The organism is Kitasatospora sp. NBC_01287 (genome assembly GCF_026340565.1).
Classification (GTDB): domain Bacteria; phylum Actinomycetota; class Actinomycetes; order Streptomycetales; family Streptomycetaceae; genus Kitasatospora.
In genome coordinates this window covers 413,122-432,044 of the sequence record NZ_JAPEPB010000002.1, presented here as the reverse complement: position 1 = coordinate 432,044, position 18,923 = coordinate 413,122, and the positions used below count along the sequence as shown (strand labels likewise).

Here is an 18,923-nt window from a genome sequence, read left to right as displayed (position 1 = left end):
GGAGGGTGGGCCGGGCGGGGACGCGGAGCCGGTGCTGAGCCTCTTGGGTGCATGCTGGGGTCATGCCCGAGGGTGACTCCGTCTTCCGGACCGCCGCGCAGCTGCACCAGGCCCTGGCCGGCCGGCGGCTGACCGCGGCCGAGCTGCGGGTGCCCGCGCACGCCACCGCCGAGTTGACCGGGCGCCAGGTGCTGGACGTCACCCCGCGCGGCAAGCACCTGCTGACCCGGCTGGAGGGCGGCCTGACCCTGCACACGCACCTGCGGATGGACGGCCGCTGGCACATCTACCGCGGCGGGGAGCGGTGGAGCGGCGGTCCCGCCCACCAGATCCGCGCCGTGCTCGGCACCGAGGAGTGCACCGCCGTCGGCTACCGTCTGCCGGTGGTGCGGCTGCTGCGCACGGCGGACGAGGACGAGGCCGTCGGCCACCTCGGCCCCGACCTGCTCGGACCCCACTGGCAGGACGGCGGCCCCGAGGAGGCCCTGCGGCGACTGGCCGGGGCGCCCGAGCGGCCCGCCGGCGAGGCGCTGCTGGACCAGCGCAACCTGGCCGGGATCGGCAACGTCTACGCGGCGGAACTCTGCTTCCTGGCCGGGGTCACCCCGTGGACGCCGTTCGGCGAGCTGCCCGCGCCGGAGCGCCTGGTCGCGCTGGCCCACCGCCTGCTGCAGGTCAACCGGATGCGCCCTGGCCACATCACCACCGGCGAGCCGCGCCCGGACCGCAGCCACTGGGTCTACGGGCGGGCCGGGCAGCCGTGCCGCCGCTGCGGCAGCATGATCCGCACCGCGCGGCAGGGGGCGGCGCCACGGCAGCGGGTGGCGTTCTGGTGCCCGAGCTGCCAGCGCGGCCCCGGCCCGGACGGCGCCGAGCCGCGCTGACGATCCTCTGGGGACCCAGGAGCCGGGTCCCGCCCTCAGGTCGCCGAGCCGGCCGCCGCACCGGTGGCCAGCTGGGCGCCCCAGCGCTCGATCGCGCCTGCCAGGTCCAGTCGGCGCAGGCCGTTCTGCTCGTCACCGGTCGGCCAGTCCTCGCGCGGCACCCGCCACATCACCTCGAACTCGTTGCCGTCGGGGTCCTTGGCGTAGAAGGACTTGGAGACCTGGTGGTCGGTGGCGCCGACCAGCGCGCCGTGCTCGGTGAGCTTCTGGCCGATCTCGGCCAGTTCGCCCAGCGTGCCGACCTCCCAGGCCAGGTGGTAGAGGCCGACGTGGCCCTGCTGCGGACCGGGCGCCTGCTCGCCGACCGCGAAGAGGCCCAGGTCGTGGTCGTTGAGGCTGTCGGGCGAGCTGAGGAAGGCGGCCCGGCCCGGGATCTCGACGTCCACCCGGAAGCCGAGCACCTCGGTGTAGAAGGCGACGGCGCGGGACACGTCGCGGATGTAGAGCACCGCGTGGTTGAGACGGCGGACGGGCATGGTGGTCCCTGCCTTTCGGGTTGCTGCGGGTTGCTGCGGGTCGGGTCGGGGTGGGTCGGGTCGGGTTGGGTTCGGCCGGATGGCGGTGTGGCGGACTCAGGCCGTTTCGGGCCGCAGCCGCAGCCCGTGGCCCAGGGTGAGCGCCGTGCCCCGGGCCTTGGCGCGCAGGTAGTGCAGGTTGCTCGGCGAGGCGTGCACGCCGGTCGGCACCCGGCGGGCGATCGCGATGCCGAGTGCGGTGAGCTGGGCGGCCTTGGCCGGGTTGTTGCTCAGCAGTTCGATCCTGGTCGCGTCCAGCGTGCGCAGCATCTGGGCGGCCGCGGTGTAGTCGCGGGCGTCCTCCGGCAGGCCGAGGGCGGCGTTGGCGGCGTAGGTGTCCAGGCCGCCGTCCTGCAGGGCGTAGGCGTCGAGCTTGTTGTAGAGACCGATACCGCGGCCCTCCTGGCGCAGGTAGAGCAGGTAGCCGCCCTGCTCGGCGATCCGCTCCACCGACTCGCGCAGCTGCGGGCCGCAGTCGCAGCGCGCCGAGCCGAAGACGTCGCCGGTCAGGCACTCGGAGTGCAGCCGGACCAGGGGAGTGGTGGTGGCCCGCGGGTCGCCGAGGCCGAGCGCGAGGTGCTCGGCGCCGTCGGCGAGGTCGTGGAAGGTCACCACGTCGGCCTCGACGCGGAAGCCGTCGCCGAACCGCAGCGGCACCCGCACCCGGGTGCGGACCCGGGCAGGCGGCAGCTGGGCCGGGACGGACGGAGCGGCACTGGTCATGAGGTCTCCGTGGAAGTAGAGGTCTCCGTGAGAGATGGTTCAAAGTAGTTCAAATTTGAAGCCAGACCTGACCGTACACCCACCGAGCGGTGAGCTTCAAATTTGAACAACCAGGCTACGCTAGGGGGCATGGCAGAGACCCGGTGGCTGGACGAGCAGGAGATGGCGGCCTGGCGCGGCTTCATCATGGCGACCAGCCTGGTGGCACGACGCCTGGAGCAGCAGCTCAAGGACGACTCCGGGCTGTCGCACACCCAGTACGAGATCCTGGTGCACCTCTCCGCCGTCCCCGAAGGCGAGCTGCGGATGGCCGAGCTGGCCGACCGGGTGGTCACCTCCAAGAGCGGGCTCACCTACCAGATCGCCCAGTTGGAGAAGGCGGGGCTGGTCGGTCGGCGGTCGTGTCCGAGCGATGTGCGCGGCGTCTTCGCCTGCCTCACCGAGCACGGGCGCGAGGTGCTGCGGGCGGCGGCGCCCGGGCATGTCGGCGCCGTGCGCGCGGCCCTGATCGATGTGCTGGACCGCGAGCAGCTCACCGTGCTCGCCGAGGCGCTGGGTGAGGTCGCCCGCCGGCTGCGCGATTGATCGGCCGCTGATCCGCCGCTGAGCGGCGACTGATCCGGGCCGCTCAGCCCGTTGGGTGAACACCCGGTGGCGCGGCCGGGTCTACGCGGGTCCTGGTGGCCTTCTTCTCTCTGACGAGGCTTCAGTTCTCTAGCGGCGCTGGCTGGTTGGCGGTTACGCTCGCCGGGCGCGGTCATGCCAATCATTGGTATCCGTGCATCGGTATTCGCGTTCTCGCACATGTGGTACTCATCCCTGCCAGGCCACAAGGAGCGACAATGTCCCGCGCTGCCCGCTTCTCCCGCGACGCCCGCACCATCAGACCCGCCCGCCGCACCGGGCTCTCCCACCGCACCGGGCTCTCCCACCGCACCGGACTCTCCCGCCACGGTGCCCGTGCCGCCGTCACCTTGGCCGCCGCGCTGCTCGCCGGGGCCGTCGCGGTTCCCGCCCAGGCCGACGGCACCACGACCACCGCCACCGCCACCGCCACCGCCACCGGCTTCCGACCCAGCCACCCCGACCGCGACTTCGCCGGCTCCACCGTGGTCGCCCACGAGGGCCGCGGCCCGGTCGGCGCGCTGCAACCGATGACCGGCCAGAGTTCCGGTCTGGACGTCTCCAGCTACCAGGGGAGCGTCAACTGGTCCGGCGTCGCCGCCGATGGCGCCACCTTCGCCTACGTGAAGGCGACCGAGGGCACCGGCTACACCAACCCGGACTTCGCCCAGCAGTACAACGGCAGCTACAACGCGGGCCTGATCCGCGGCGCCTACCACTTCGCGCTGCCCAACGCCTCCAGCGGCGCGACCCAGGCGAGCTACTTCGTCGGCCACGGCGGCGGCTGGTCGGCCGACGGAAAGACCCTGCCGCCCGCGCTGGACATCGAGTACAACCCCTACGGCGCCACCTGCTACGGGCTGAGCCAGAGCGCGATGGTGAGCTGGATCCACGACTTCGCCAACACCGTCGAGAGCCTCACCGGCCGCTACCCGACGATCTACACCACCACCGACTGGTGGACCACCTGCACCGGCAACAACAGCGGGTTCGGCGCCACCGACCCGCTCTGGATCGCCCGCTACGCCAGTTCGCCCGGCACCCTGCCCAACGGCTGGTCCTACCAGACCTTCTGGCAGTACGCGGACTCCGGCACCTTCCCCGGCGACCAGGACTACTTCAACGGCGCCTTCAGCCGCCTGCAGGCCCTGGCCGGCTGACCGGCCCGGCGGGCGGGGCCGCCGCCGCCCCACCGGGTGGTCGCTGCTCCGCCCGCTGCTCCGCCCGCCGCCCCGCCCGCCGCTCCGCCGCGACCCTAGCCGCCCGCCGCGAGCGCGATCAGGCTCACCAGCCCGGCCAGTGCCGCCGCGCCACCGCAGCCCAGTGCCGCCGCCTGGACCAGGCGGCGCGTCCGCCGGGTCCAGAGCACGCGCTCGAACCACGTCGCGGTCGCCGGCAGCGCGGCGACGGTGCCGCCGACCAGCAGCAGCCCGCCGCCCAGCACCGCCAGCAGCGCCAGCGCGAGCGCGCACAGCCGCCCCGCCACCGGCAGCACGCCCACCGTGGAGAGGCCGCCGTCGTGGTACTGCACCGGGATGGTGCTGCCCGTCGGCCGGCTGCTGTGGTCGAAGGAGGCGGGCACGGTCACCCTCCCGTCGTCGGACCGGAAGGTGCCGCCACAGACCGTGTAGTGGCTGGTGCGCCCGGACGTCGTGGTGTGCACCTCGCACCGCTCGACCGTGAGCAGCCCGGGTGTCCCGGCCACCCGCGCCGCGTAGCCGATGCCGCCCGCCACCGCCCAGCAGCCCGCGGCCCCGCCGGCCATCAGCAGGAGGCCCAGCAGCCAGCCGAGCCCGGCCAGTGCCGGCTGCCGCCGCGGCTTGCGCTGCCACGGCCCGCGCGTGCCCTTGCCGGGTCGACCGGGCGTGGCCCCGCCCTTGGTCCGATCGCGGACCACCCGGCCCGCCGCCGCTCCGTCACCGCGTCCGGCCATCTCCGCCCACCCCCGTCGTCCCGCCCCCGCGGACCCTGGTGCCAGGCGGGCGCCAGCGCATCATGCCAGGTCGGCGCGGTGGAACGGGAGTGGGGTGCGGGCCGAGGGCGGACGCGGGAAGCTTGACAGCATGGCCGCCACGCACGCCGCGCACCCCGAGCGCGCGCTGACGTACCGGGGCCTGCCGGCCGAACCGCTGCGCCTCGGCACCCTGCCGCGCGTCGCCGAGGTCGTGCACGGCATGCCCGAGGAGCAGGTCCGGATCTGCCACGACACCCCCGAGCTGCGCCTGCTCGCCCACGGCCGCACCCTCACCGGACCCGAACCCGACTGGTGCCTGACCCTGCCCGACGGCACCGAGCACCACGCCCCACCCGCCGCCGCCACCCCCTCCGTCATCCCCGCCGAACTCGCCGACCGGTTGCGCGCCTACACCGGCGGCCGCACCCCGCACCCGGTCCTGCGCCTGCGCACCCGGCACGCGCGCACCCGGCTCTTCGACGCGGGCGGCCGCGCCCTCGCCGAGCTCGACCGCGCCGAGACCCTCGCCCAGCCCCTCCACGCCACCCCGGGACCGGTCCGGCTGGTCGGCTGGACGCGCACCGAGGTGCGGTTGGTCCACGGCCGTCCCCGGCTGCTCGCCGCCCTGGACGCCCAGCTGCGCGCCCAGGGCCTCACCGCGGCCCCCGACCCGCCGCCGACCGCCCTGCTCGCCCGGCGCCGGGAGCCCGCCGCCCGCCGGGTGCCCGCCCGCCGCGTCGCCCCCGGCACCGCCGGAGCCGCGCTCGCCGCCTACCTGCGCGGCCGCACCGACGAGTTGCTCGCGCTGGACGCGGCGGTCCGCCGGGACGAGCCCGACGCGGTGCACCGGATGCGGGTCTGCTGCCGCCGCCTGCGCAGCGCCCTGACCGCCGGCCGGCGCTTGCTGCGCCGCGGCGGGGTCGGGCCGCTGCCCGAGGAACTCCGCTGGCTCGGCCAGGTCCTGGGCAGGGCCAGGGACGCCGAGGCCACCGGCGAGCGCCTCGCCGCCGCCTGCGCCGAGCTGCCGCCGGCCGCCGCACCGGGACAGCTCGCCGCCCACCTCACCGCCCGGTTCCGGCGGCGCTACGCCGACGCCCGTCTGCAGGTGCTCGAAGTCCTCGACAGCGAGAGGTACTTCGAGCTGCTCGACGCCCTGGGGACGCTGGCCGAACGGCCGCCGCTGCGCGGCCGGGCCCGGCGCGGGCGGGCCGAGCTGGCCCGGCTGCTGCGCCGCGAGCAGCGCCGCACCGGCCGGCGGCTGCGCGCCGCACTGGCCCACCCCGCCGGTCCCGGCCGCGACGAGGCGCTGCACCGGGCCCGCAAGGCCGCCAAACGCGCCCGCTACACCGCCGAGTTGGCCGGCCGTGACGCGGCTCGCCTGGCCCGGCGGATGCGCGACCTGCAGGAGGCGCTGGGCGGCTACCAGGACGCGGTGACCGCCGAGCGGCTGCTACCCCAACTCGCCGCGCAGGCACGGGCGGACGGCGAGGACACCTTCGGCTACGGCGTGCTGTTCGCCGCCCAGCGACCCGCCGCCCGGGCCGCGCTGCGCGACGCCCGCCCCGCGGGTCGCCGGGCCCGCGCGCGGCGGTTGACCCGGCTGCGGTGAGTCGGCTGCGGTGGACCGGCTGCGGTGGATCGGCTGTGGTGAGTCGGCTGCGGTCGACCGGCTGGGTGGGCTCGCCGGGGTGGGCCGGCCCGGTCGGCCCGAGTCGGGGGCGCTGCCGCCAGGACCGCCGCATCGATCCGCACGTGGGGGCGCGGGGTCATTCCGTACGGCGCGCCGGATCACCTGCGCGCCGCCGGATATCCCGCCAGGGGTCACCAGCGGCCGGTCTCGCCCGAACGGAGGTATTCGGCCCGCCAGCCCCTTGCTAACCTCGGGTATCCGCTGTTTGACGCTCCGTCACAGCCCGGAGCGGGGGAGGGGTGGTCGGTATGCCTGACCAGCTGCACGCCGATCAACTGCACGCCGCCCAGCCGCACGCCGCTCCGCCGGCTGATCCCGGGCCGCGGGTCGCCCAGCCGCCCAGCGATCCGCCCCCCAGGATCGACCTGGCCGATCCCGCCTTCTGGGAGCTGCCCGCCGAGCGGCGGGCCGCCGCCTTCCGCCGGCTGCGCGCCCTGCCCGGACCGGTGCACTTCACCGAGCGTCCCCAGGGTCCGCTGCGCGGTGAGCGCGGCTTCCACGCCCTGGTCCGCCATGCCGATGTGCTCGCCGCCAGCCGTGACCCGCGGGTGTTCCGCAGCGCGCCCGGCGTCACCACGCCCGCTCCGGCCCGTTGGGTGCGCCTGCTCTTCGGCGACTCCATGGTCAACCTGGACGATCCGCGCCACGCCCAGCTGCGCCGGATCGTCGCCAGGTCCTTCACCCCGCGCCTGCTCGCCCGGGCCGAGGCGGACATCAACGCGACCGCCGCCCGGCTGGTCGACCGGGTGATCGCCGAGCGCCCCGCGGACTTCGTGCCCGCCGTCGCGGCCCAGCTCCCGTTCCAGGTGATCTGCGCGATGATGGGCATCCCGGAGCAGCGCCGCGCGCTGATCCTGCGCCAGATCGACCGCGCCTCGGCGCACGCCGGTGTCCACCGCTCGCTGGGTGCCCGGATCCGGCTGCCGGGCCAGGGCCTGCGCGCGCTGGGCCGGATGCAGCTGCTGGTCGCCGAGCTGGGGCGGGAGCGCCGTCGCCGTCCCGCCGAGGACCTGATCTCCGCCCTGGTCGCCGCCGACCTGGACGGCCGCGGCCTGACCGGTCGCGAGCTCGGCGCCTTCTTCTCCCTGCTCCTGGTGGCCGGGGTGGAGACCACCCGCAACGCGCTCGCCCACGGCCTGCACCTGCTCACCGTCCACCCCGAGCAGCGCGCCCTGATGCTCGCCGACCCCGAGCGGCACCTGGACGGCGCGGTGGACGAGATCCTGCGCCACGCCACCCCGATCATCCAGTTCCGCCGGACCCTGGCCGCCGACCACCAGCTCGGCGCCACCCGCTTGGCCCGCGGCGAGCAGGTGCTGCTCTGCTACGGCTCGGCCAACCGCGACGAGGCGGTCTTCCCCGATCCCGAGGCCTTCGACATCACCCGGCACCCCAACCCGCACCTGGCCTTCGGCGGCGGCGGTCCGCACTTCTGCCTCGGCGCCCACCTGGCCCGCCAGGAGATGAAGGCCCTCTACCGCGAACTCTTCGCCCGCCTGCCCGACATCCGCGCCACGGCCGCCCCCGAGATCACCCCGTCCAGCTTCGACCACCGGGTCCGCTCGCTGCCTTTCACCTTCACTCCACCCGAGCGCGACTGACGATCCGCCGGCGGCACGGGTCACACTGAGGATCAGCCCGATCCAGGGGTCGAGCCGCCTTCTGCCGGGCATACTCCTGTGCGGTGGTTCGAACAGCCCCGAGGGGTCCGCGCGAGCGGATCGACCCGCACCCGCACCCGAACTCGCGGCCGTCGCCCCGGCCGACCGCCGCCTCGGCCGCCCGCCGGGAAGAGTAGGGCGATCACGGACAAGTAGGACGTCCTAGTATCAATCCGGCAAACCTGACGCAGTCCCGGATGGGACTGCGGACAGTGCCGCATCCGCCCCTATTGCGCCATGATCGGGTCCGGCCGGGTCGCTAGCGTGGTTCGTGGTCAGTGGAGTGCTGCGCTACTCCGTTGCGGGGCTTGCGACTTCACCCCAGCTGGCCTGCTTCCCCTTCGGCGACTAAGGCTGGTGCAGATGAGTACGACCGTGCAACCGGGACGGGCGCGGGCCCGAGGAAACCTGGCGCTGGGAGCACTCGGGCTGGGCGCTTTCGTGGTCGGTACGGCCGAGTTGGTGATCGTCGGGATCCTGGACCTGGTGGCGAAGGATCTGAAGGTCTCCGTCGGTACGGCCGGGCTGCTGGTGACCGCCTATGCGCTCGGCATCTGTATCGGTGGCCCGCTGCTGACGGTGCTGACCGTCCGGCTGGGCCGGCGGGTGCTGCTGGGGTTGACGCTGGCCGCCTTCATCGTCGGCAACGTGCTGGCGCTGAGCGCGGTGAACTTCGGGATGCTGGTGCTGGCCCGGGTGATCACCGGTTCGGTGCACGGGCTCTTCGTCGGGGTGGCCTCGATGGTCGCGGCCAACCTGGTGACACCGGAGCGGCGTGGCCAGGCGGTGGCCATGGTCTTCGGCGGCATCGCGGTGTCCACGGTGGTCGGGGTGCCGCTGGGCACCTTGGTCGGGCAGGCGGTCAGCTGGCAGGCGGCCTTCGTCGGGATCGTGATCCTGGCCGCCATCGCGCTGGTCGCCGTGGTGGCGCTGGTGCCGAGCATGCCGGCGCAGACCGATTCCGGGCTGCGCGACCAGGCCAAATTCGCCTTCGCACCACGGGTGCTGGCAATGCTCGCGGTCGGACTCCTGCTGCTCGGCGGCGAGTTCGCGGCCTTCACCTACATCGCCAGCTTCCTGCAGGACGTGACCAAGGTCTCCGGCGGGGCGGTCAGCGGCTTCGTGCTGGCCTTCGGCGTCGCGAGCGCGATCGGGGCGATCGTGGGTGGCCGCTTCGCCGACCGCAACGCCTCGGCGACCCTGCTGATCTGCAACGTCGGCCTGGTGGTCGCGCTGGTGGTGCTCAAGCTGGTCGGTGCGAGCCCGATCCCGGTGATCGTGGTGCTGGCCCTCTGGGGCCTGGTCGGCTTCGGCCTGACCCCGGCCTTCCAGCTGCGGGTGATCAGTCTGGCCGGGCCCGGCGGCGGCCTGGCGGCGACGCTGGGTGCCTCGGCGGTCAACGCCGGGATCGCGGCGGGTGCGGCCGTCGGCGGCTGGGCCCAGAGCAGCCACGGTTCGGGTGCGGTGGTGGTCACCGGCGCGGTGGTCTGCGCGGTGGCACTGCCGGCCACCTGGGCCTCGCGGTTCCTCACCCCGCCCTCGCAGGGCGAGACGGTGGTGGCGGCGGCCGGACCAGCTGCCGCCCTGGTGGCCGACTCCGGTGCTGTGCACGCCGACTGACGGCAGGTCGGAAGAAAAATTGTCTACCGAACCATCGACCGGCCGGTGTCCCTCTCCCGTCCCCGCCCGCCGGTCGCTTCCTTTGCCATGCGCCGTGACGGCGCGGTTTCTGCCGAGAGATGGGACCTTGAGATGAGAGTCATAGCGAAGAGCGGTCTGCCCAGCGTGGTGATCGACGGCGAGACCGCCGCACACATCTTCCAGGGGGTGTCGGCGGGCACCACCGTGTCGGCGTTCATCGTCGACGTGGCCGGGCAGGTCGGGCCGGACCGGCACACCCATCCGTACGACGAGGTCTTCGTGATCGTCGAGGGCAATGTGCGGATCGAGGCGGGTGACGAGGTGGTGGACGGCACGCCGGAGCAGATCGTCGTCGTCGAGGCGCGGGTGCCGCACACCTTCTACAACCTGGGCCCCGGCCCGGCCCGGATGGTGAACATCCACGCGGCCGAGCGGGCGGTGACGGAGTTCACCGCCGACCGGCACGGCCACAACGACAGCTACCAGTACGCGCGCGAGAACTGACGGTCAATGCATCAACTCCGCAAGGGAGTTGGCTGACCATCAAGTGGCGTGGACGTCAGTTCGTCCGGTCCCGCCGGGTGTGCGGGACCTCGTCGAGGGCCGAAGGGTCGGATACATGGACATCGGGATTCTGGGCAGCGGAATGATCGGCGGCGCGGTCGGCCGGCTGCTGGTGGACGCCGGCCACCGGGTGGCGGTCGCCAACTCGCGCGGGCCGGCCTCGCTGGCCGCCCTGGTGGCCGACCTGGGCCCGGGGGCGCGGGCGGCGAGCGCCGCGGGGGCGATCGCCTTCGGTGCCCCCGTGGTGGTGCTGGCGATCCCGTTCGGGCGCTACCAGGAGCTGCCGGTTGCCGAGTTGGCGGGCAAGGTGGTGGTGGACACCACCAACTACACGCCGGCGCGGGACGGCCGGATCGCCGAGCTGGTGTCCGGCGGGACCACCTCCAGTGAGCTGATCGCCGCCTTCCTGCCCGCCGCGCGGGTGGTGAAGTCACTGAACACCCTGTACTTCAAGACCCTGCTGGACCGGGCCGACCGCCTCGCGCCGTCGGCCGAGCGCACCGCGCTCTTCGTGTCCGGCGACGACGGCGAGGCGAACGCACTGGTCGCCTCGCTGGTGGCGGAGATCGGGTTCGCCGCGGTGGCGGCGGGCTCGCTGCGGGAAGGCGACGCGCGCCAGGGGACGGGCTCAGCGGTGTTCAACGTGCCGCTGACCCCGGCCCAGGTGCCGCGCGAGGGCTGGTGAGTGCGGCCCGGTACATGGGAGGGGCCCATGTGCGCCCCGGACCGACCCGGTGCGGCCCGTGCCGCCACCGGCGGTCCGGGCGATGACGGACGACTGGCACGACTGGCAGATCGGGAGTGGTTGGCATGAGCGTCCTGGAGACGATCCGGTTCCACCTGCGCGAAGGCGTCGCGGACGAGGACTTCCTGCAGCGCAACCAGAGTGTGGAGCGCGAGTACATGGCCAAGCGGCCGGGCTTCGTGGCCCGGTGGACCTCGAAGTCGGCCGAGGGCGAATGGCTGGTGGTGGTCCGCTGGAACAGCGTGGCCGAGGCCGAGGCGACGATCAACGAGTTCCTGAAGGTGCCGCAGACCCAGGAGTTCCTGGCCGTGGTGGAGCCTTCGACGGTCTCCTCGGGCCACTACGAGCTGGTCGAGGACTGATGGCGCGCCCGATAGCGGTCGCGGCCCGAGACGAGACGGGAGTGTGCGTACGGTGAGCGAGAACAGCGGCGAGTTCCGGACGGTGCGTGAGGCGACGCTGGAGGTGCTGCGTCAGCTCGGGCTGACCACCATCTTCAGCAACCCGAGCCACACCGAGATGAAGCTCTTCGAGGACTGGCCGGACGACTTCCGGTTCGTCATGGGCCTGCAGGAGGCTTCGATCGTCGGCATGGCCGACGGCTACGCCCAGGCCACCGGCTCGGCGTCACTGGTGATCATCAACGGCGGTCCGGGCCTGGGCAACGCGATGGGCTCGGTGTACACGGCGGCGACCGCGCACACCCCGATGGTCATCCTGGGTGGCCAGCAGGCCCGCAAGATGGTGGCGGGCGAGCCGTTCCTCAACGCCCGGCACGCCACCCAGCTGCCGGAGCCCTACATCAAGTGGGCCGGTGAGCCGGCCCGCCCGCAGGACGTGCCCGCACTGCTGGTCAAGGCCTTCCACATCGCCAACCAGGCCCCGCAGGGTCCGGTCTTCGTGGCCGTCCCCGAGGACGACTGGGTGCGCCCGGCGGGCGAGAACCCGCTGCCGGAGCGCGTCGTCAAGGCCGCGGTGGTGCCGGACCCGGCGGTGCTCCGCGAGCTGGCCGACGTGCTCAACCGGGCCGAGCGCCCGGGCATCGTGGCCGGCCCGACGGTGGACGCCCAGGGCGCGCGCCAGGACCTGATCGCGCTCGCCGAGAAGCTGAACGCCCGGGTCTGGGGCGCGCCGGTGTGGCCCCGGGCGAGCTTCCCGGAGAACCACCCGCTCTTCGGTGGCGTGCTGCCACCGATCCCCGAGCTGATCTCGGCCAAGCTGGAGCACCACGACGTCGTGGTGGTGATCGGTTCGCCGACCTTCACCCTCTTCACCTGCGCCGACCTCTTCTCGACCGAACCGGCCGGGCCCGACCTGTCCGAGCAGCCGCAGCTGCCGGCCGGGACGGCGTTCTACCACCTCACGGACAACCCGGAGGCGGCGGCCTGGTCGATGGCGGGCACCAGCTACGTGTTGCCCCCCGGCCCGGCGGTCACCGGCCTGCTCGACCTGGTCGAGGAGAAGCCGAAGGTGGCGCTGGCGCCGACCCGCGAGCCGATCCCGGTGCCGGAGGCCTCCGAGCCGCTCTCCCAGGCCTACCTGTTCCACCTGGTGTCGCAGGAGCTGCCCGAGGACGCGATCCTCTTCGAGGAACTGCCGATCGCCCGCGCGGACTTCCACGAGCAGATCCCGCTCGGCCCGGACAACGGCTACTTCGCCACCGCCTCGGGTGCCCTGGGCTTCCCGTTCGCCGGTGCGGTGGGCTACGCGCTCGCCCGCCCGGAGCGGCGCGCGGTGGTCGTGGTGGGTGAGGGCTCGGCGCAGTACACCCTGCACTCGCTCTGGACGGCCGCGCAGCACCGCCTGCCGGTCACCTACATCATCCCGAACAACAACGGCTACCTGTCGCTGAAGTACTACCTGAAGGACCAGGAGGCCTGGCGGGTCGGCTGGGACCTGCCGGACCTCGACATGGCGGCGCTGGCCCGCGGCTTCGGCGTCCCGGCCGAGCGGATCGAGACGCCCGAGCGGCTGCGGGAGGCGCTGAAGTCGGCGTTCACCGTGGACGGCCCGGTGCTGCTCGACGTGGTGGTGGCCGACCCGGGGCTGTTCCGCCTCTGAGCGCCCACAGCCGGGCGCCCACAGCCGGGCGCCCACAGCCGGGCGCCCACAGCCGGGCGCCCACAGCCGGGCGCCCACAGCCGAGAGCATGCCGCGGCGCCGTTCCTCGGACCAAGTGGTCCCCGGAACGGCGCCGCGGCGCGTCCTGCGGCCGGACAGCTCCTAGCCGAAGATCGCGAAGCTCAGGTGCGCGAAGGCGGTGTCGAGGCCGTAGACCAGCATGATCATGACCGTCACGAAGCTCAGCACCACGCCGGTGTAGCTGGTCAGCTCCGAGCGGGTGGGCCAGACGACTTTGCGCAGCTCGGCGACGATCTGCCGGTAGAAGAGCGAGAGCCGTGCCAGCAGGCCGCGCACACCGCGCGGTTTCGACGAGGGGGCCTTGCCCCGATCGCGGGTCGTGGGTCCAGCCATGCGCCGACGCCTTTCCCCTGGATGCCCCCGCGGAGAATGGGGGCATCGGAGTCCTGGCTACCAGCGTACGGACGAACGGGGATGCTTCTACTCGAACCGGACGCCCGCGGTGGGCGCCCAGGCCCTCGTCCGCCCGGACCGCCCGGCCCGGACCGCCCAGCGCGGGCGCCTCGGGGGCTCCCGCTCCGCGCCTCGCGGGCGCGGGCGGCGCTCACTGGTCGGTCCGGGTGAACCTGGTGCCGTCCGCCCGGCACTCGTCACCCAGGGTGAGCGGATCAGGAGCCGTCGCCGAGGATCAGCCGCTCCAGCGCCGAGCGGGCCCGGGCGTCCGAGCGGGCCCGGGCCGTCACGGCCGCCGCCAGCTCGTGGGCCCACTCGTCCAGCGGCACCGGCCGGCGCGAGAGCACCACGCCGCGTACCACCTTGCACACCTCGGCGGCCGGGCGCCCGTGGGCCAGGCTGAGGATCAGCCGCTGGTCCGCCAGCGAGACCTCGACCCGCTCGATCCGGCCCGGTCGCCCGGCCATCCGGTCGGCCATGCCGCGCTTGCGCTCGACCGCCACCGCGTCGGCCGGCAGCGCGTCGGCGAGCGCGCCGGTCAGCACCTGGGTGTAGACCTCCAGGTCGGCGGCGTCCCGGCGCAGGGCGGCGGCGAGCAGGTCGATCGAACCCGGGTCCTGCGGGGCCGGCTCGATCTCGCCGTGGTCGGTCATTGCGCTCCTCGATGCGGTCGGTCCGTGTGGTTGGTGCCGGGCAGCTCAGGCTCTCAGTTGTCCAGGCTCAGCACCATGGTGGGCCGCTCGATCTCGTGGTCGGCCCGCAGCGGGCGCACGGCCGTGCCGATCGCGAAGAACTCGGTGGTGTGGCCGCCCCAGCGGTGGTTGTGGGCGTTCAGCTGGACGCCGACGATTCCCTCGGCCTTCAGCTCCTCCGCCTCCGCCTGCATCCGCGCCATCGCCAGCTCGCGGGCGTCGTAGAGCGCCTGGGTGTACTGCTCGATCTCCACGTTCTTGCCGACGTTGGAGAAGACCGAACTCATCTTCTGGTGCGCGATGTGGTAGACGCAGGTGCCCATGGTCATGCCCAGCGGCGCGTAGCCGGCCCGGATCAGCGTCCAGAAGTCCTGGCCTGAGAGGTCGGAGGTGAACGGCTGGCCCTTGTTGTTGCGCCAGCTGCTGCCGTCCGGTGCGGGCCGGTCGGCCTTGACGGCGGTGCCGATGGCGATGAACTCGGCGATGTCGGTGCCGAATTCGCGAGCCTCCACGCTCAGCCGGACCCCGACGATGCCGTCCGCGCCCAGCTGGGCCGCCTCGGCCTCCATCCGGGTCATCGCCAACTCGCGGGCGTGGTACATCGCCTGGCTGAGCGTCTCCAGCTCCTGGTTCTTGCCCCAGCGCCCGAGCTGGATCCCGACGTGGTAGATCGAGCTGCCCAGGACCAGGCCGATCGGCTTGAACCCGGCCTCGCGGACCAGCAGGAACTCGTTGACCGACAGGTCGCTGGTGAAGATCGAGCCGGGCTTGCCCGGCTCCAGCTCCGCGAGGCGCCGCATCGCGTCGGCGGGCACACCCTGCGCGGACGGATCGAAGGTGTTCATCTGGGTCGTTCTCCCCTTTGGTGGTCTACGGCGAGTTCGAATGCTGCTGCTGGGCCGGCGAGGAACGGCCTAACCGCGGGCGCCCGGTCGGCGGGCCTGCGCCAGGCGCCGGCTCAGCCGGTCACCGCCGTTCAGCGGCATGACCGTCAGCGTGCGCGGCCGGGCCGGCGCGGAGGTGAAGCGGGCGATCGCGGTGCCGATCAGGGTGCTCTCGGCGAGGTGGTCACTCTGGTCGTTGGAGCTGTTCATGCAGGGCTCCTCCCAGATCCGCAGGTCGGAGTCGGCCAGGATCACCCCGTCACCGCCGTACCCCAGGCCCTGGCGGCGCAGTTGGGCGCGGGCGTCGGAGCGCACGCTGTGCACCAGCGCGGACCAGCCGTCCACCTCCTGGTTGGACCACATGGAGTTCTGCATCAGGGTCCGGTAGTCGTTGTGGCGCACCCCGACCGACATCCCGACCAGCAGCTCCACCGGCACCCAGCCGGCCGTGATCAGCTTGGCGAAGCCCTGGCCGTCCAGGTGCGAGGTGAAGGGCCGGCGCGGGCGCACCGGGCCGGCGGCCCGCACGGCCGTGCCGATCACCTGGAACTCCAGGCAGTTGGGCGCCCCCAGGAACGGAGCCATCGTCAGCTGTGCGGCCACCACGCCGTCGCCGCCCAGGGCGGTGCACTCGGCGGCCATCCGGTCCAGCGCGGTGCGCCGGGCCGTGTCCATCACCTGCACCAGCCCCGCGGAGGGCGCGCCCTCGCCGGAGAGCGCGATGCCGCTGCTGTAGTACCGGCCGCCGGCGCGCCGCACGGCGCCGTAGGTGCAGGAGTGGTAGCCCCAGTACCGGCCGCTGCGGCCGACGTGGTAGACCGCCGAGCCCATCACCTGGCCGACCGGCTCGAACCCGACCGATCTGATCGCGGCGAACTCGCCCGTCGACAGCGCCGAGGACCAGGTCCCGCTGGACCGCCCCTCGGCGATCCGCGCCGCGGCTGCGGGCGGCAGCCCCGCTCCGCTCCACGACTCCGTCATGCGTCCGCCTCCCGTTTCCGGCCGACCGATCCGGTGCTCCGCTGCGGGCTCCGGTGAGCTCCGACAAGGCACCCTACGCGCAAGATCCGGCGTGGCGACAGCAGGGTGGCGAGCCGTGTCCCAGCCGACCGGTCAGGTGAGTACGGAGGCCGGGCCGGGCACCGGTAGCGGGACCGCGCCGACGGAAACGCGGGGTCCGGAACGCGGTGGTCCGGAACGCGGTGGTCCGGAACGCGGTGGTCCGGAACGCAAGGCGAACGCACAGCGGACGCCATGGAGCCGAAGTCGATCACCACCGAGGATGGTCACAGGGCCGCTGACCTGTCCGTGTCGGCGCCCACCAGCACCACCAGCACCACCAGCACCGACAGCACCGAAGGAGACGTACGTGACTCTGCTCGCAGCACACCGACGCGGTCAGGCGGTGTCCACGCCCGGCTCCTCCGGGCTCGTCGAGCTGCCGCCGCTCGCCCCGTCGAGCTTGGCCCGCAGGGTCGCCGTCAGGGGGTGATCGCGGCCCGTCAGGCACTGCGCCGCCCGCTGCCAGGCCTCCCGGGCCGCCAGCCGCTCCCCGGCGGCCAGCCGCACGTCGCCGAGGCGGTCGAGGGTGGTCGCCGCGCCCTCCTGGTCGCCGAGCTGCAGCCGCTGGTCGGACGCCGCCCGCAGCGTCTCGCCGGCCAGGTCCAGTTCGCCCAGGCCGTGGTGGGCCCGCCCCAGGCTGTCCAGCACGGTGGCCTCGACGAAGCCGTAGGGGGAGGGGTCCGGGGCCTCGTGCAGCAGTTCGATGGCCCTGCGGTACCAGGTGATCGCCTCCTGGTACCGGCCCAGCTCGTTGTAGGCGTAGCCGAGGTTGTTGAGCGTGGCGGCCAGTTTGCCGAGCCTGCCCTCCGCCCGCAGGCTCGGCAGCGCCGTCTCGTACCAGCTGATCGCCTCCTCGTAGCGCTCCATGACGTGCAGCGTCGAGGCATAGAGCGAGGCGGCCGCCCCGATGACCGGCGCTCCCTGGGCGGCCTGCTCACCTTGGGCGAGTTCGGCCATGGTCATCGCCTCGCGGGCGGTGTCGAGCGCCTCGGGCATCCGGCCGAGCAGCCGGTGGCCGATGCTGAGCGCGATGAGTGTCCAGGCCTGGGCCTCCTGGTCGCCGAGCCGGCGGGCGGCGGTCAGGCCGAGGGTGGCCGCCCGGAACATGTCCGCCCAGTGCCGGTACTGCACGTAGTAGTTCATCAGCGAGGTGGGCAGCACCCAGGAGAGCACCGAGGGCCGCTCCGCCGCGAGCGCGACGGCCGCGCCGAGGTTCTCGCGCTCGCGCTGGCACCACAGCTGGGCCGCGGGCCGGTCCGGGAAGGTGAGCGCCGTCGGGCACGCCGGGATCCGGTCGAAGCCGGCGCGCGCCTGGTCCGGGTTCATCAGGTCCGTCGCGTTGGCGGCGCTGTGCAGGTACCAGGTGAGCAGGCGGTCCGCCGCCTCCTCGCGCAGTCGCGGCGGATCGTGTCGCAGGCACTGCTCGTAGGCGTAGGCCCGGGTGAGGTCGTGGAAGGTGTACCGGTTCGCCGAGGTGTTCTCCAGCAACTGGGCGTCGACCAGGGCCTCCAGGGCCGGTTCGACCTCGCGCTCGGTCAGCCCGAGCAGCGCGGCGGCGGCCGGCAGTTCGAGGAACGGCCCCGGCCAGAGGCCGAGCAGCCGGAAGGCCTGGGCCGCGGTGCGGTCCGCCGCCGTCCCGGAGGTCTCCAGGGCCTCGCAGCTCACCTGGAAGTTCATCCGCAGCGCGACGTCCTCGATGGTGAACTCGTCCAGCAGGTGGGCGCCTTCGAGCCGGTCGGCCAGTGTCCGCAGCTGCCAGGCCGGCCGGGAGGCCAGCCGGGCCGCCGCGATCCGGATGGCCAGCGGCAGGCCGGCGCAGCGCCGGATGATCAGCGCGGCCGCCGCCGGTTCGGCCGCGACGCGCTCCGCGCCGATCACCGCGGTCAGCAGCGCCAGCGCCTCCTGGTCGTCGAGCACCCCGAGGTCCAGCCGCGTAGCCCCGGACAGGGCCGCCAGCCGGGAGCGGCTGGTGATCAGCACGCCGCAGCCCCGCGTGCCGGGCAGCAGGGGCCGCACCTGCGCGGCGTTGCGCGCGTCGTCCAGCACCAGCAGCACCCGGCGCCCCGCCAGCGTGCTGCGGTAGAGCGCGGCCCTGGCCTCCGGGCGCACCGGGACGGCCGCCGGCGGTACGCCCAGGTCGCCGAGCAGGTCGGAGAGGACCTCGCCGGGATCGCGCGGCGCGGTGGTGCCGCGCAGGTCGACGTAGAGCTGTCCGTCCGGGAAGTCGTCCCGGCACCGGTGGGCGACCTCGATGGCCAGGGTGCTCTTGCCGATCCCGCCCATGCCGGCGATCGTCGAGATCACCACCGTGGCCGGGTCCGGCCCGCGCAGCCGCCCGGTGAGCTCGGTCAGCGCCGTGCCGCGCCCGGTGAAGTCCGCGACGGCGTAGGGCAGCAGGCGCGGCACCACCGAGTCGGGTGCGGGCGGCGGCGGGGCCGGGGGAGCGGTGGGCCGCTCCTCCTCGGCGTCCTCGGCCTGGACGCTCGCGGCCAACTGCTCGCCGTCGGCGGCCGGCAGGCCCAGGCCTTCGGCGAGCCGGGCTATCGAGGTCAGCCGGGGCAGGCGCCGCCCGCTCTCCAGCATGCTGATCGCGTGGGCGGAGAGCCCGGACCGCTGGGCGAGTTCCTCCTGGGTCAGACCGGCTCGGCGCCGGTACTGCCGAAGGAGTCCACCGAAGTCCCCTGACAAG

At 73.8% G+C, this 18,923-nt stretch carries 18 protein-coding genes; 10 read left to right on the top strand and 8 right to left on the bottom strand.

Translation table 11 applies throughout. The annotated features are described in order from the left end of the window. The first annotated feature begins 62 nt into the window (after positions 1 to 62). Complete coding sequence (locus OG455_RS38790) at positions 63 to 884, top strand: DNA-formamidopyrimidine glycosylase family protein (RefSeq protein WP_266301465.1); 822 nt, start codon at positions 63 to 65, stop codon at positions 882 to 884. 35 nt (positions 885 to 919) lie between these two features. Here the strand turns inward: OG455_RS38790 and OG455_RS38785 are convergent, their stop codons facing one another. Next, positions 920 to 1,420 carry a VOC family protein gene (locus OG455_RS38785; protein ID WP_266301464.1) on the bottom strand — a complete coding sequence of 167 codons (501 nt, stop codon included), beginning with the start codon at positions 1,418 to 1,420 and terminating at the stop codon, positions 920 to 922. Positions 1,421 to 1,516: 96 nt separating this feature from the next. Next, a complete protein-coding gene (gene ribA, locus OG455_RS38780; protein ID WP_266301463.1) occupies positions 1,517 to 2,182 on the bottom strand; it encodes a GTP cyclohydrolase II in 666 nt (221 codons plus the stop codon). Between the two features lie 129 nt (positions 2,183 to 2,311). On the opposite strand from ribA, the gene OG455_RS38775 reads away from it, so the two are divergent. Both OG455_RS38775 and OG455_RS38770 read left to right on the top strand, forming a co-directional pair. Continuing rightward, complete coding sequence (locus tag OG455_RS38775; RefSeq protein WP_266301462.1) at positions 2,312 to 2,767, top strand: MarR family winged helix-turn-helix transcriptional regulator; 456 nt, start codon at positions 2,312 to 2,314, stop codon at positions 2,765 to 2,767. A gap of 257 nt (positions 2,768 to 3,024) precedes the next feature. Beyond that, positions 3,025 to 3,966 (top strand): lysozyme, encoded by a 942-nt coding sequence (locus OG455_RS38770; RefSeq protein WP_266301461.1) that lies wholly within the window; start codon positions 3,025 to 3,027, stop codon positions 3,964 to 3,966. A 95-nt stretch (positions 3,967 to 4,061) separates the two neighbouring features. On the opposite strand, the gene OG455_RS38765 is transcribed toward OG455_RS38770, so the two are convergent. Continuing rightward, positions 4,062 to 4,739, bottom strand: coding sequence for a hypothetical protein (locus OG455_RS38765; protein WP_266301460.1), 678 nt, complete (start codon positions 4,737 to 4,739; stop codon positions 4,062 to 4,064). 130 nt (positions 4,740 to 4,869) lie between these two features. On the opposite strand from OG455_RS38765, the gene OG455_RS38760 reads away from it, so the two are divergent. From OG455_RS38760 to mdlC, 7 genes are all read left to right on the top strand, one after another. Next, entirely contained in the window at positions 4,870 to 6,369 is a 1,500-nt protein-coding gene (locus OG455_RS38760) for a CHAD domain-containing protein (protein WP_266301459.1), read from the top strand. 329 nt (positions 6,370 to 6,698) lie between these two features. Beyond that, positions 6,699 to 8,051, top strand: a complete 1,353-nt coding sequence (locus OG455_RS38755) for a cytochrome P450 (protein ID WP_266301458.1) — start codon at positions 6,699 to 6,701, stop codon at positions 8,049 to 8,051. A gap of 423 nt (positions 8,052 to 8,474) precedes the next feature. Beyond that, positions 8,475 to 9,731: an MFS transporter gene (locus tag OG455_RS38750; RefSeq protein ID WP_266301457.1), complete on the top strand. Its 1,257-nt coding sequence runs from the start codon at positions 8,475 to 8,477 to the stop codon at positions 9,729 to 9,731. A 132-nt stretch (positions 9,732 to 9,863) separates the two neighbouring features. After that, positions 9,864 to 10,256, top strand: a complete 393-nt coding sequence (locus OG455_RS38745; protein ID WP_266301456.1) for a cupin domain-containing protein — start codon at positions 9,864 to 9,866, stop codon at positions 10,254 to 10,256. A gap of 115 nt (positions 10,257 to 10,371) precedes the next feature. Continuing rightward, entirely contained in the window at positions 10,372 to 11,001 is a 630-nt protein-coding gene (locus tag OG455_RS38740) for an NADPH-dependent F420 reductase (protein WP_266301455.1), read from the top strand. 125 nt (positions 11,002 to 11,126) lie between these two features. Next, on the top strand, positions 11,127 to 11,423 hold the full coding sequence (locus OG455_RS38735) for a hypothetical protein (protein ID WP_266301454.1): 297 nt from the start codon (positions 11,127 to 11,129) through the stop codon (positions 11,421 to 11,423). Between the two features lie 52 nt (positions 11,424 to 11,475). Beyond that, positions 11,476 to 13,122 carry a benzoylformate decarboxylase gene (gene mdlC, locus OG455_RS38730; protein ID WP_266301453.1) on the top strand — a complete coding sequence of 549 codons (1,647 nt, stop codon included), beginning with the start codon at positions 11,476 to 11,478 and terminating at the stop codon, positions 13,120 to 13,122. A gap of 162 nt (positions 13,123 to 13,284) precedes the next feature. On the opposite strand, the gene secE is transcribed toward mdlC, so the two are convergent. The 5 genes from secE to OG455_RS38705 form a co-directional block, all read right to left on the bottom strand. Further along, positions 13,285 to 13,536: a preprotein translocase subunit SecE gene (gene secE / locus OG455_RS38725; protein ID WP_266301452.1), complete on the bottom strand. Its 252-nt coding sequence runs from the start codon at positions 13,534 to 13,536 to the stop codon at positions 13,285 to 13,287. A gap of 275 nt (positions 13,537 to 13,811) precedes the next feature. After that, positions 13,812 to 14,249, bottom strand: a complete 438-nt coding sequence (locus OG455_RS38720) for a hypothetical protein (RefSeq protein WP_266301451.1) — start codon at positions 14,247 to 14,249, stop codon at positions 13,812 to 13,814. Positions 14,250 to 14,302: 53 nt separating this feature from the next. Then, positions 14,303 to 15,133, bottom strand: coding sequence for a heavy metal-binding domain-containing protein (locus tag OG455_RS38715; RefSeq protein ID WP_266301450.1), 831 nt, complete (start codon positions 15,131 to 15,133; stop codon positions 14,303 to 14,305). Positions 15,134 to 15,202: 69 nt separating this feature from the next. After that, on the bottom strand, positions 15,203 to 16,153 hold the full coding sequence (locus tag OG455_RS38710; protein WP_266301449.1) for a heavy metal-binding domain-containing protein: 951 nt from the start codon (positions 16,151 to 16,153) through the stop codon (positions 15,203 to 15,205). Positions 16,154 to 16,570: 417 nt separating this feature from the next. Next, on the bottom strand, positions 16,571 to 18,922 hold the full coding sequence (locus tag OG455_RS38705; RefSeq protein WP_266301448.1) for a helix-turn-helix domain-containing protein: 2,352 nt from the start codon (positions 18,920 to 18,922) through the stop codon (positions 16,571 to 16,573). Position 18,923: the final 1 nt, after the last annotated feature.